Here is a 12585-nt window from a genome sequence, read left to right as displayed (position 1 = left end):
GAAATCTTCGAAAACAGGCTCGTACGGTAACCGGACCCGATTCGGCCGAAAGCTGAATAGCAAGGTCCGGCAATGTGCCGTGTCGGCTGAAATCAAGCTGGTCCCGCAGGACGGCTCCCGTGTCGAATTGATCGTCGCAGGAGCCAGCCACGGGATCTTCCATAACACCATGGCTGCAATGGCCCAAGTCTCTGCTCTGAGGCTTGTAAGATCTCTCCCGACGACGGCCAAGAAGCCGCGGTCCGAGCGTGTCTATGATGTGACCCCGATCCGGGGATCGGGCCATGTTCGCCTCTACATCGACGGCAAGTTCGAGGGTGTATTTTCCAGCGCGGCGGCCGCCGGATCCTATGTAGCTGACAGGAGCGGCCCGCGACCTGGCACCCCTTCCAAGCCCGGCCACATTCCCATTCGCCTCCCTTCGTACTGAATGACCTCGCACATGCATATCGTTGACGTCGAAAATGGCCCGTCGGTCCTCTATGACGGTCCGCGCCTGATCGCCAGTGGCTCCCGGGAGATGTGTGAGGCCGTCCGGGATGGGCGGCTGGCTGACTATATCGCTAGATGCGAAGAGGAGCGCAAACGCCTGAAGATCGGGTTCCACAGCCCTCGTCTTCAACGGCAGCTCGCTCTTGAGGAAGCCCAACTCGCTGCCCTGCCACGACAGGCTGAATTGCTGCTGTAACTGGTCTTCGCCAGCGTCACAAAAGCGTCGGCTGATACAATAGGGGAAGATTGCCGAGCCCTTTCCTCCCTATCACTCCGCATTTCATCAACAAGTGACAGAGACCTCATCCTATGGCGCACCATGCAATCGCTTCGATCGCCGGCTACTACGACGATAACGTCTACTGGCGAAAGTCCGCCAATACCATGAATGGCGAGCAGGCAGTGGTCACCTATTCATTCCTGACGACTGCACCAGGATGGAGCGATCCCTATTACGGAACGCCGCGGACAACGTTCCAGCGCTACTCGGAAGGCGAGAAAAGCCTTGTCCGGAATGCGCTTGCAACAATTGCCTCAGTAGCAAATATTCAGTTTGTTGAAGCAGTCGGCGATCCTCTCATCACCTTCGGACAGTTCAACATTCCCGGCAACGTTGTCGGATTCGCCAATCAGATCACCTACTTGAAACCGGACGCCGACTTCAGCGGAGCTGAAATCTGGATCGACACCCAGGAGGACTTCAGCCTTATGGGCAGTGGCATGCACACGATCCTGCATGAGATCGGCCATGCCCTCGGCTTAGAACATCCGTTTGATGGAACTTCGCCCCTCAAAGGTAAAGAGCTCAATTCCTCCATCATGGGCTATTCGTATGTTGGGCCGAACAACAAACTGGGTGTGTTCGACATCATGGCCCTGCAGAGCATCTATGGGCCGGCGAAGGCTCGCCTTGGGAACAACACCTATAAGTTCGGCAGCGACACGCTCATCTGGGATGGCGGCGGAAACGACACCATCGATGCCAGGGGTGCCAGTTCCAAGATCGTCTTGAACCTCAACGACAGCACCTGGAGTTATATCGGCAAGAAGGCTGCCTCTCTGCTCGATCCCAAACAGGTGTTCATCGGCGACTTCACCATCATCGAGAATGCCAATGGGTCCCAATACGGTGACCAGATCATGGGCAATGAAGCCGCCAATAGCGTCCACGGGAACGGCGGCAATGACACCCTCAAAGGCAGTTCAGGAGACGATCGCCTCTGGGGTGACGCCAACAACGACAGCCTTAGCGGCGGCTGGGGACTGGATACCCTGTCAGGCGGATCAGGCCACGACCAACTGAGCGGCGGTGGCAACGCGGATGTCCTTAGCGGCGGGACCGGTCGGGATAAATTCCAGTTCTCCTCTTACTCCAACTTTGGCGATCTCACCTCTTACGACCGCATTTTGGATTTCAGGCGCGATGATAAAATGGATTTTTCCAAGCTCGACGCTAATCCGTCTGCTGCGGGCCGTCAGAGGATGATCTTCCTCGGAAACGGCGTCGAGGACGCAAGGCTTTCAGCCTCGAAGGCCGGGCAGTTCTATTATAACACCAGCAAGGATGCGCTTGTTATCGACGCCACAGGCGACGGCATCGCCGATCACCTGGTTGGGGTGCGAGGGGTGAACGAGTTTAAATCCAGTTATTTCATTCTGTAGGGGGTTACAGGGAAAGCTTTTAGGCTTCCCCCTTTTTGTTCGGATCGCCAAACCCGTTTGCCATAATCCTTAACGAAAAGATCCGAATTCGGAGAACGCACAGGCCAAGGCGGGGATCGAGAAGGCGTCCTTATGGGACGAGGGATTTAATCCCCAAAATCAGACCAAAAGATCTTGACCGTAAGCTGTGCAGAAGGTTTTGTATCGTACCAATCTATTTCGGTTCGATACATTTTCAGGCGCACGCGCTTGCTTCATGCGCTAAGAAAAAGAAAGAAACGTTATGTCGCATAAAGCTATTCTCGCAATTCGGGGCGTTGGGAACGAGGATGAGTATTTCCGGTGGTATTCCAACACATATGATGGTGAAGGAGTCGTAATCACCTACTCGTTCCGAACCTCGTTGCCGAGCGATCACCAAGATATCCTTTATGACGGCGCCGATGCCACGTTTTCCACTTACAACAGTCAGGAGCAGGCTGTCGTCCGTGCTGCACTTCAGCACTATTCCTCATTCACAAATATCAGATTTGTAGAAACGGCCGCAGCTGACGCACTTATTCAATTTGGCCAATATGAAATCCAGGGCAGCATCACTGGTCATGCGTACAGCCTCTTCTATGACAAGACACAAAGCAGGTACAACCCTGGTCAAGTGTGGCTTGACACGGAACTCGATTATGGAAAGGGCGGAAATGCACAGGAAACCGCCCTCCATGAAATCGGTCACGTTCTTGGACTAAATCATCCCTTCCTTGGCCCCAACAAGCTTTCAGGCAAGGAACTCGCCTCTTCGATCATGGGGTACACTTATGATGGTCCCCATAACAAGGTTGGCGTGTTCGACATGATGGCCCTACAGTCGCTTTATGGGCCCGCGCAGGCTCGGCTGGGCACCAACACCTACAAGTTCGGCAAGGACAAGTTAATCTGGGACGGCGGCGGCACGGACACCATCGACGCCTCGGCAGCCAAGGCCAAGGTCGTCCTCGACCTGAACGACGGCACCTGGAGCTACATTGGCAAGAAGGCAAGTTCGCTACTATCAGCCAACCAGGTGTACATCGGTGAGTTTACGGTCATCGAGAATGCCAAGGGCTCGAAGTACGCCGACAAGATCTACGGCAACGAGGTGCGGAACGGCATCAAGGGAGGATCGGGCAACGACAGTCTCGATGGACGAGCCGGCGATGACAAGCTGTATGGAGACGCTGGCAACGATCTTCTCAGCGGTGGTTCTGGGATGGACTATCTGTCAGGCGGATCAGGGAATGATACGATCCGCAGTGGGACAGATGCCGACCGGCTCTATGGCGGCTCAGGCAAGGACAAGTTCAAATTCAACGGCTACGGCGACCTCGGCGATCTCTCTTTCTTTGATCAGATCTTCGACTTCAAGAAGGAGGACAAGATCGACTTCAAGTCGTTCGATGCCAATCCCGAGGCTGCGGGCCGTCAGAAGATGACCTTCCTCGGCAACTCTACCGGCGACTGGAAGCTCAACGCCGGCAAGGCTGGTCAGTTCTACTTCAACACCGCCTCCGACAGGCTTGTGATCGATGCAAACGGAGATGCGGTCGCTGACCACTACATCGGTCTGAAGGGCGTCACCTCGATGAAGGCGGACTACTTCCTGCTTTAAGCGCGAGAGGGAGGTCTTTTAGACCTCCCTTTTTTGTTTCGGGCCAGGGAATTCAGGAGATCCCCGAGACAATGCCGACCCTTCGAGAATATTTTGCCGAAATGGAAGCTCGCCGGAAACGGCTGCAGGAAGCGCACGATCGCGGCTGGTCCGATTGCATCGAAGGCGAGCAACGCACCGTCGATGAATTCGAACACGTCCTTATGAACGCTCTGACGAAGAATGGTACCGAGCTGGTGGAGGCCGCAGGTGATGTGAACCTTGGCGCTCTGCCGATCGGGATCTCTCTGGCTTATAGCTGCGAGTGATATGATCGCTGGCACGAACTTCGGGAGGACGGTACATCCGCGTCTCTCCCGAACTCGCCAACCAGTTTTCCCAGCCCGGTTGATGCCTTGATAATGCCGGTATGGTTAAAATCCGGTTAACGCTGCGAATTAAAATCTTAAGATTGATCTCTATTTCTTCTTCGGAGCGTGGTTTTTTGGAAAAGACTGATCCCCAAAAAGTAACCAACCTGTCCGCGCCCGTTCACCCGTTATGAACGGCCAAGCTTTGAGCGCTGCAAAGCGTTCGAAAGGAGTTCGACTTGCGCTTCGATATTGTTGCTGACGTCCATGGCCATGCCTCCAAGCTGACTGCCCTGCTGTCTAAGCTTGGCTATAAGCTGAAGAATGGCACCTGGCAGCACCAGGACCGGACACTTGTGAGCGTTGGCGACCTAATCGACCGTGGCCCGGAGCAACTGGAAACCGTCGATATCCTCCGCCGGATGCGCGACGAGGGCTTTGCCCTGGTGACGATGGGCAATCATGAGCACAATGCCATCGGCTGGTTCCTCACCGATCCGGCTGATCCAGCTAAGCCTCTACGGGCGCACAGCGCAAAGAACCGGAAACAGCACCAGGCTTTCCTCGATGCCGTCGGAGAGGGCTCGCCCCTCCACAAGGAGCTGGTCGAGTGGTTCATGACCCTCCCTCTCTGGTGGGAAACCGATGGCCTTCGGGTCATTCATGCCTGCTGGCATCCCCGCGAAATTGCCGTGGTGCGGGATTTCGTCAATAACGACGCTTCCCTCACCGAGGACGGCGTCTATGCGTCCTTCGCTAAAGGACATCCAGCACACAACGCTGTCGAGATCCTCCTGAAGGGCCTTGAGATAGCCCTTCCGGCAGGCGTATCATTCCTCGATAAGGATGGCCACGAGCGGACCAACACCCGCATCCGATGGTGGGACGATGCGGCTACCACCTACAAGACCGCTGCTCTGGTGGATCCGGAAACCACCGCCCTCCTCCCGGACATCGAACTCGGCTCCGGGGATCGTTTGGCCTACGATCACGCTGCTGCGGTGGTCTTTGGCCACTTTTGGCTCCAAGGCGAGCCGGTCCTCACCGACCGGAGCCGGCTCTGTCTGGACTACTCCGTGGCCAAAGGAGGTCACCTTGCCGCTTACCAGTGGGACGGTGAGACGGAGCTCGATTCCAGCAAGCTGGTGTACGTCAGCTAACCAGATGCGCAGGTCTGTAAAGGCAGGCCTGCGTCACTCCTCTAGCTCCAGTGCTTTGAATGCCGAAGAACAGGTTCGTTGACGACGATCGGGATTAACCCTGGTGCTGAATTTGCTGCCGGTTGATTGTAGTCGGATGCGATCCGAATTAAACGTCTGATAAGCAAAACTTCATGATTTGCGTTTCAAATGGCGGATTGGAAGCTCACTCGTTTGAGCCCGATCCAAAGGCATGATGCCGCCCCGCCATACCGGTGCGAACCCGGTATATCGAAACTGTTGAAGCTCTTTCGGGTTCAAGCGCTTAGTGGCCGCTGACGCTCGAAGGTTGATGCGGGCATCACATGCTGACCATTCACGAATTCGTTTTCACGGAGCGATCCGCTCTCCTGATCGCAATGGGAATCGCAACTCTCGTCATTGCGTGTCTCACGAGTGCCCACCAGTGGGCGCAGGCGCGCAAAGCCCGCGGTATCTCTCGTATTGTCCTGAACGGCATATCTGTTTCATCTGCCCTGTTTGCTATCTGGTCTACCCACTGGGTTGGGAGCAGAGTGCTATCGCCCCCTCCTCCAGACGGATTTGGAATCAACCCTACCCTGTTGGCCTACGTTGCCGGTGTCGTCCTGAAGGGCATCGGCGCCGGTATGGGAATCCGTGACCGCTGGAACCGCACGCGCGATCTCGTTACTGGTCTCGAGAACCGAGCAAACTTTATAGACAGGGTTGATCGCGAGATCGCGCGGCATCAAGCCAGGAGCCAGAAGCTGGCGATCCTCTGCCTCGACATCGACGGATTCAAGAACATCAACGACCACTACGGGCACACGACGGGTGACCATGCTCTTCGGGAAGTTGCTGGCAAGCTCTCCGCAACACTCAGCCGCGGACAGACTCTTGCCCGCCTTGGCGGGGATGAATTCGCAATCCTGATGCCCAACATTGAAAGCCCAACGGAAGTCAGGCTCCAAGTCGAGAGGCTGCAAAGAAACGTCAGCGCCGGGATCAATGAGATTGGCGTCCCCGGATCCATTTCCGTCAGCGTCGGCATCGCCCTATATCCGTCTGACGCTAGTGATCGCGCCGAATTGTTAACGTACGCCGACACCGCTCTGCATCGGGCCAAGGACGGCGAGAGCGGATCGTGCCGTTTTTTCGACCCCGCTATGGGCCGCCAACTTCGCGAGCGCCGGACCATTGAAGAGGATTTGGCAAAAGCCATCCCGGACGGCCAGTTTCATCTCGTCTATCAACCTCAAGCCAAAATTCGCACCGGCGAGGTGACCGGCTTCGAGGCTCTATTGCGTTGGGCGCACCCCACCCGCGGAGATGTTTCGCCCGGGCTGTTCATCCCAATCGCGGAGGAAAGCACCTTCATCCTCACTATCGGCGAATGGGTTTTACGCGAAGCCTGCCGAGAGGCAGCAACCTGGAAGCGGCCCCTCACAGTCGCCGTAAATGTTTCCGCCCGACAGTTAGTCGATACCGGATTGGCTGATTTGGTTCGCAATGTCCTGGCGGAGACTAATCTCCCGCCGAACCGGCTTGAGATTGAGGTGACCGAGACGGCGCTCATCAGTGATCCAAACCGAGCACTGCAAACACTCGACAGGCTCAAGGCTCTTGGCGTCACCATCGCGATGGACGATTTCGGAACTGGCTATTCCTCCTTGTCAAACGTCCGGGAGTTCCCGCTCGACAAGATCAAAATCGACCGGTCGTTCATCAAGGGGGTTCACACCAACAAGCAGGCCGGGTCGATCATTCGCGCCATCCGCCTCCTGTGCGATGGCTTGGGCCTGCCCGTCATCGCTGAAGGGGTGGAAACGCCAGACGAACTCAACTTCCTGATAAAGGAAGGGTTCACCGACGCTCAAGGGTACCTTCTGGGAACTCCCGTCCTACCCAGTGAGATTGCCGCCCTGACCTATGACAATGTCATCCCGCTGCCGAACACACGCGTTCGGATGCTCAGCGAGGTGGCCGCTCAATGATCCGCACCCTCCTGACCTCGACCAAAATGATAGGCCCCACCGCGCCGACACGAGTACGCACCCTCAGTCGGTTTAAGGTCGTCCTGGTGGTCCTTGCAGGATGCTTTATCGTCTCGGCTGCCTATTTGTCTTGGCTAATTGCAGAACGACAGGCACGGCTTGAACGGGTCTCCCGCCTGGATGTTGCATGGGTGGCAAACAAGGCGGAGTCCGAGTTCTTTCGCCTTCAACAGACCCTTCTTGCCTATCGAACAGGTACGGGAGGCGTAAACGCCGATGATGTAGTTCTCAGGTTCGACATCATTCACAGCCGCTTCAAGATGCTGACGGAAGGCGATTTTGGCGCCTTCGCGCGGAGTGGAGCAGAGATCCAGCGGACAGCGGACCGTCTGAATGAGATCCGCACAGCCGTGGAGCCATTCATAAACCGCCTTGAGGAACCCGGAGCGGCTGACCAAGCAGCCGCACTACTTGAGCCGATTGAAACTCTCCTGCCGTCCCTCGTTGGCACGGCAAACCAGTATGTTGCCGGCCTGATTACGGAGGATCATGCATCCCTGTCGGGTTTGCATCGAACTTTCACGCTGATGATGCTTGGAATGATTGCTTGCGGCTTCGCCTTGATGGCTTTCATGAAGCTCCAGAACGATCGGCTCGAGAACGCCCATGATGAGGTTCAGGAGCTTGCCAGGAACCTGTCGCACTTGGCCCATTATGACGCTATGACGGGCCTGGCGAACCGCGTTCTCTTCCGAGAGCATTTGAACAGCGAGCTCGATGCGTTGCGCTCCCGGGGTCAACCGTCGACAGTCTTGTATCTCGATCTGGACGGCTTCAAAAAGGTCAATGACAGGCTCGGACACGCGGCTGGTGACGAGTTGCTGCGGGCGGTCGCCAAGCGTCTTCAACACTCCATTAGACCAAGCGATGTCGCTGCTCGTCTTGGCGGCGATGAGTTTGCTGTTCTGCTCCGGGACACTCTTTCGGTCGAGGTGGCAGAGTCTATTGCACAGCGGATCATCGGAGCCGTCAGTGCTCCAATTCTGCTGGATCGTCAGGAGGTCTCGATAGGGATAAGCATCGGGATCTTCGTGGCGAAAGATCGCAGCCTGACCGGCGACAAGATTATGCGGCGTGCAGACAAAGCCCTTTATCAGGCAAAATCGGAAGGCAGGGGTCGCTACCGTCTGTTCGATACTATTCCTCAGCCTGATCAAAAGGTCGCCTGAAAAGAAAAGGCCGGTCAGATCGACCGGCCTTTCGCTGTTTACGCAGCGTCGTCGGCCGCCTCATCGCCCGTGTCGTTGGCCTGCAGATCATGCATGAGCAGGCCGGCGTTTTGGCGGATCCTGGCCTCGATCTGGCCAGCGACTTCCGGGTTCTCCTTGAGGAAGGTCTTGGAGTTCTCCCGCCCCTGCCCCAGCCGCTGACTGTCGTACGAGAACCAGGCACCCGACTTCTCGACCACACCGGCTTTGACGCCGAGATCGATGAGTTCGCCCATCTTCGAGATGCCTTCGCCGAACATGATGTCGAACTCGACCTGCTTGAACGGCGGAGCGACCTTGTTCTTGACAACCTTCACCCGCACTTGGTTGCCGATCGGCTCATCCCGATCCTTCAGGGTCGAGGTCCGGCGGATGTCCAGGCGCACGGAGGCGTAGAACTTGAGAGCATTGCCGCCTGTCGTGGTCTCCGGGCTGCCGTAGGTGACACCGATCTTCATCCGGATCTGATTGATGAAGATCACTAAGGTGTTCGTCCGGTTGATCGACCCGGTGAGCTTGCGCAGGGCCTGGCTCATCAGACGGGCCTGAAGGCCCGGGCGGCTCTCGCCCATCTCGCCCTCGATCTCAGCCTTTGGCGTAAGCGCCGCCACGGAGTCGATCACCACGACGTTGATCGCGCCCGAGCGCACCATCGTATCCGCGATCTCAAGTGCCTGCTCGCCGTTATCCGGCTGCGACACGAGTAGGTCATCGAGATTCACGCCGAGCTTGCGGGCATAAACTGGGTCGAGCGCATGCTCGGCATCGATGAAGGCGCAGACGCCACCCAGCTTCTGCGCTTCCGCAATGGCGTGCAGGGTCAGAGTTGTCTTACCCGAGCTCTCAGGTCCGTAGATCTCGACGATCCGGCCCTTCGGGAGCCCGCCCACGCCAAGTGCGACATCGAGGCCCAAAGAGCCGGTAGAGATGGTCTCAACCTCGACCACCTGCTCACCCCCAAGGCGCATGATCGCGCCTTTTCCGAAGGCGCGTTCGATCTGAGCGACCGCTGTATCGATCGCCTTCTTCTTATCCAAGCTCATAAAGGCTCCGCACGTCCAAATTGTCTAGGAATGAGGGAAGGCTATCTCAAAGGACCCCAAAAGACCAGAACAAAAAGGGAACTGCGGTGAATTGTCAGCAGCTTCCGGCCAAGGTGACTTCACCCCGAATGGAGCCTCAAAGCTCAAGCTTTAGCTGAGGACTCTCCGACTCCTCGTCTGTATTCAAGCTCGACAGAGACGTGCCGAGAAGGCGCACGCTCTTCCCAAACGGGAACTCACCGGCAAGCAGGTCTATGACCGTATGGTCCAGAGTTGCTCGGCTCTCGACCATTCCAGGCAGGGTACGGCTGCGGGTAATCTGCTGGAAATCCGAGAACTTTACCTTCAGCGTGACCGTACGGCCCCGCACCCCGGAGTTCTCGCAGTAGCGCCAGACCTTGTCGATGATCGGCTGCAGCGCGGCCGTCATCTCCTCTAAGGTCGCCAGGTCCTTCTCGAAGGTATTCTCGGCGCCCACGGATTTCCGAATGCGATCAGGACGCACGGGCCGGCCATCGATGCCTCTGGAGAGCCAGTAGTAATAGCTCCCTGCCTTACCGAACCGCTCCTGCAAGAGTTCCAAGGATTGGGCCTTGAGGTCGAGGCCGGTGAAAATACCCAGCGAATTAAACTTCGCAGCGGTTGCCGGACCAATCCCGTGAAACTTCTTGATCGGCAGTGCCTCCAAGAAGGCGGGTGCCGTTTCTGGCGTGATCACGAACTGACCGTTAGGCTTGTTCTGATCCGACGCCATTTTGCTTAGGAACTTTTGGAAACTGATCCCGGCCGAAGCCGTCAGACGCGTCTCCTCCCAGATCCTGGCTCTGATCTCCCTAGCCACCTGGGTCGCGTATTGGATGCCCTTCAGGTTCTCGGTCACATCCAGATACGCCTCATCAAGCGACAGCGGCTCAACAAGCGGCGTGTACTCAAAGAAGATCTCGCGGATCTGCTGCGACACCTGCTTGTAGACGTCAAAGCGCGGCTTCACGAAGATCAGGTCAGGGCACTTCCGCCGGGCTGTGACCGACGGCATCGCTGAGTGAACGCCGAAGCGGCGGGCCTCATAGCTCGCGGCTGCCACGACTCCCCGCTCCCGCGAGCCACCCACCGCAACAGGTTTGCCGCGCAGTTCTGGATTATCTCGTTGCTCTACAGCGCAATAATAGGAATCCATGTCTACATGGATGATGCGCCGGTCGCCCATAGCCCGACGCAGATCCGTATCATGCGTCTCGAAAGCAGTAATGGCTGGATCAAGGTCAATGACCGACATGGTTCCCACGACTGGACGCAAGCAGGCAACGTCCTCCCGGATATAGCATTTCCTGTTCTGCTTTTGTACCCGCGCGCCAGTTTTCCACCCGTTTTCTGCGGCGTTGCCGGTTTGAGATCTTCTTCGATCAATCCCCGAAATGAGGTGCTTCGAATGTCTGCCGACAAGCACAGAAGCCTTGCCCGTCGAACGGCGTATCTTCGCCTCGCGGCTTCCCGCGGGGACACGGGCTTTGCCGTCCAAATCAAGTGGGGCTATGCGGTCACGCCAGACATGAACGCCCTTGAGAAGCTCGGCTGCCTTCGCCGTTCCCGGAACTCCGCCGGCGGCCGCAAGCGGGTTACCTGCATGGTGATTACGCCAGCCGGGCAAGCGCTCCTCCAAGGAACCCTCGCCCGCCGTGGCCATGACTTCGGCCCCGTTTCCCTGATCCGAACCATCGACCCGCGCAAGATCCGCAAGGACGAGAGGCGCAAAATTGCCTCTCAAGTCGCTGGATACACGAGCCGCCGCGTCTATTCCGGTATCCGCACGATGGATGCCGCAGCGGCGGCCCGACACCTGGAGCGGGTCAGGCGTTCCTTTGCCACCCTGGCGGCTGTCTGAGGCTCACCATGCACGCTGTTATTCTGACCATGGCCGCTGCCCTCGTTGTCTGGCTTCTCTGGAGAACCAGCGGCGCTCGGGCCAGGCGACCTATCAACCCCCGTCTCCTATGCGTCATCGATGGAGATACGCTTTGGATCCTGAATCCGGACCGCACGGTCTCGGAAAAGGTCCGTCTCCAGAACGTGAATGCGCCTGAGCTCCGGCGCCCCCACTCCCGTCGGGAACTCAACCGGGCAGTCGCGGCAACTGGGTTCCTTCGAGGAAAGATCGAACAAGCCCGATCAGCCACGATCCGGCGGAGGGGGAAGGATCGATACGGGCGAACCCTCGCCCGTATCGCCATCGACGGACAGGACCTCGGCCGCATGCTGGTCCGCGCCGGCCATGCCCAGCGCTGGGTCTAAAAAGCGGTTCTAAGCCGATGCGGCAGTTGAGCGGCGGCCAGCATTCTTCTTCACTGCCTTTGCCGCGGTCTTCTTCCTCATGACACCAAGACCTATCGTTTTAGCCATTTGGGAACGCTGCTCAGAGTAGCTCGCGGCAACCATCGGATAATCCGCCGGCAGCCCCCACTTTGCCCGATACTCATCCGGCGTCAGGCCTGCAGTCCTCAGGTGCCGCTTCAGGGTCCGATACTGGCGGCCGTCTTCCAGACTGATCAGGTAGTCCGGCGTGATCGTCTTCTTGATCGGCAGCCGCGGCTGCAGGGGCTCTGCCGCCTTGATCTCCTGGGGACCGTTCTGGATTGAGGCGAACACCTTGTGCACATTCTCGATAAGTGTCGGGATGTCCTGCCTGACCATGGAATTGTTGGTTACGTAGGCAGTCACGACGTTCGCGGTCATCTGGAGGAGATCGTCGCTACTCACGTCAGCGGAAGTTGCAGTGGTGGTCATAGAGTTACTTTCTTTGAGTCCTAAGCAGTCCGGAGGCTATTAAAGGGGGGTGGTTCGTCTGAGGCCACCTTCTGAAAGGCTTAGTTGGTTAGGGCAAAAGGCTATTGGGATCTTCCAGTAGCGTTTGTGTTCTATCCGGGATCTGCTGAGTTCTTGGACTTGCGGTCAACGGACCAGGTAGGCATTCAAAATG

The 12585-nt window shown here is 57.3% G+C and carries 13 protein-coding genes; 10 read left to right on the top strand and 3 right to left on the bottom strand.

Annotated features, from left to right (window positions below; translation table 11 throughout):
* Positions 1-79 precede the first annotated feature (79 nt).
* From IC232_RS04645 to IC232_RS04610, 8 genes are all read left to right on the top strand, one after another.
* Positions 80-430, top strand: a complete 351-nt coding sequence (locus IC232_RS04645) for a hypothetical protein (RefSeq protein ID WP_190843753.1) — start codon at positions 80-82, stop codon at positions 428-430.
* Between the two features lie 12 nt (positions 431-442).
* Entirely contained in the window at positions 443-688 is a 246-nt protein-coding gene (locus tag IC232_RS04640) for a hypothetical protein (protein WP_190843752.1), read from the top strand.
* Positions 689-801: 113 nt separating this feature from the next.
* A complete protein-coding gene (locus IC232_RS04635; RefSeq protein ID WP_190843751.1) occupies positions 802-2154 on the top strand; it encodes a M10 family metallopeptidase in 1353 nt (450 codons plus the stop codon).
* Positions 2155-2437: 283 nt separating this feature from the next.
* Positions 2438-3796 carry a M10 family metallopeptidase C-terminal domain-containing protein gene (locus IC232_RS04630; protein ID WP_190843750.1) on the top strand — a complete coding sequence of 453 codons (1359 nt, stop codon included), beginning with the start codon at positions 2438-2440 and terminating at the stop codon, positions 3794-3796.
* Between the two features lie 71 nt (positions 3797-3867).
* A complete protein-coding gene (locus IC232_RS04625) occupies positions 3868-4104 on the top strand; it encodes a hypothetical protein (protein ID WP_190843749.1) in 237 nt (78 codons plus the stop codon).
* A 281-nt stretch (positions 4105-4385) separates the two neighbouring features.
* Positions 4386-5306: a metallophosphoesterase gene (locus IC232_RS04620; protein WP_190843748.1), complete on the top strand. Its 921-nt coding sequence runs from the start codon at positions 4386-4388 to the stop codon at positions 5304-5306.
* Positions 5307-5908: 602 nt separating this feature from the next.
* A complete protein-coding gene (locus IC232_RS04615; protein ID WP_246812034.1) occupies positions 5909-7300 on the top strand; it encodes a putative bifunctional diguanylate cyclase/phosphodiesterase in 1392 nt (463 codons plus the stop codon).
* Positions 7297-8529 carry a GGDEF domain-containing protein gene (locus IC232_RS04610; protein ID WP_190843746.1) on the top strand — a complete coding sequence of 411 codons (1233 nt, stop codon included), beginning with the start codon at positions 7297-7299 and terminating at the stop codon, positions 8527-8529. Before IC232_RS04615 ends, IC232_RS04610 begins: the two co-directional genes overlap by 4 nt.
* Before the next feature lie 38 nt (positions 8530-8567).
* Here IC232_RS04610 and recA read toward each other — a convergent pair whose 3' ends face one another.
* Together recA and dinB are read right to left on the bottom strand one after the other, a co-directional pair.
* Positions 8568-9611: a recombinase RecA gene (recA, locus tag IC232_RS04605; RefSeq protein ID WP_190843745.1), complete on the bottom strand. Its 1044-nt coding sequence runs from the start codon at positions 9609-9611 to the stop codon at positions 8568-8570.
* Positions 9612-9747: 136 nt separating this feature from the next.
* The gene (dinB, locus tag IC232_RS04600; protein WP_190843744.1) at positions 9748-10818 is read right to left on the bottom strand and encodes a DNA polymerase IV; all 1071 of its coding nucleotides are present in this window, start codon (positions 10816-10818) and stop codon (positions 9748-9750) included.
* Positions 10819-11040: 222 nt separating this feature from the next.
* Here dinB and IC232_RS04595 point away from each other — a divergent pair, with 222 nt between their 5' ends.
* Both IC232_RS04595 and IC232_RS04590 read left to right on the top strand, forming a co-directional pair.
* Positions 11041-11493 carry a hypothetical protein gene (locus IC232_RS04595; protein ID WP_190843743.1) on the top strand — a complete coding sequence of 151 codons (453 nt, stop codon included), beginning with the start codon at positions 11041-11043 and terminating at the stop codon, positions 11491-11493.
* A gap of 8 nt (positions 11494-11501) precedes the next feature.
* Positions 11502-11900: a thermonuclease family protein gene (locus IC232_RS04590; RefSeq protein WP_246812033.1), complete on the top strand. Its 399-nt coding sequence runs from the start codon at positions 11502-11504 to the stop codon at positions 11898-11900.
* A gap of 9 nt (positions 11901-11909) precedes the next feature.
* Here the strand turns inward: IC232_RS04590 and IC232_RS04585 are convergent, their stop codons facing one another.
* Positions 11910-12392 carry a MucR family transcriptional regulator gene (locus IC232_RS04585; RefSeq protein WP_190843742.1) on the bottom strand — a complete coding sequence of 161 codons (483 nt, stop codon included), beginning with the start codon at positions 12390-12392 and terminating at the stop codon, positions 11910-11912.
* Between the last annotated feature and the right edge of the window lie 193 nt (positions 12393-12585).

Source organism: Microvirga sp., from assembly GCF_014699075.1.
In the GTDB taxonomy this organism is placed as follows: Bacteria; Pseudomonadota; Alphaproteobacteria; order Rhizobiales; family Beijerinckiaceae; genus Microvirga.
The sequence above is the reverse complement of the archived record's forward strand: the minus strand, read 5'-3'. Positions and strand labels throughout refer to the sequence as shown.

Bases quoted from the DNA above. Each gene is read 5' to 3' on its own strand.
- IC232_RS04610 (WP_190843746.1), top strand. From the start codon at position 7,297: ATGATCCGCACCCTCCTGACCTCGACCAAAATGATAGGCCCCACCGCG.
- dinB (WP_190843744.1), bottom strand. From the start codon at position 10,818: ATGGGCGACCGGCGCATCATCCATGTAGACATGGATTCCTATTATTGC.
- IC232_RS04585 (WP_190843742.1), bottom strand. From the start codon at position 12,392: ATGACCACCACTGCAACTTCCGCTGACGTGAGTAGCGACGATCTCCTC.
- recA (WP_190843745.1), bottom strand. From the start codon at position 9,611: ATGAGCTTGGATAAGAAGAAGGCGATCGATACAGCGGTCGCTCAGATC.
- IC232_RS04625 (WP_190843749.1), top strand. From the start codon at position 3,868: ATGCCGACCCTTCGAGAATATTTTGCCGAAATGGAAGCTCGCCGGAAA.
- IC232_RS04595 (WP_190843743.1), top strand. From the start codon at position 11,041: ATGTCTGCCGACAAGCACAGAAGCCTTGCCCGTCGAACGGCGTATCTT.
- IC232_RS04635 (WP_190843751.1), top strand. From the start codon at position 802: ATGGCGCACCATGCAATCGCTTCGATCGCCGGCTACTACGACGATAAC.
- IC232_RS04640 (WP_190843752.1), top strand. From the start codon at position 443: ATGCATATCGTTGACGTCGAAAATGGCCCGTCGGTCCTCTATGACGGT.
- IC232_RS04590 (WP_246812033.1), top strand. From the start codon at position 11,502: ATGCACGCTGTTATTCTGACCATGGCCGCTGCCCTCGTTGTCTGGCTT.
- IC232_RS04630 (WP_190843750.1), top strand. From the start codon at position 2,438: ATGTCGCATAAAGCTATTCTCGCAATTCGGGGCGTTGGGAACGAGGAT.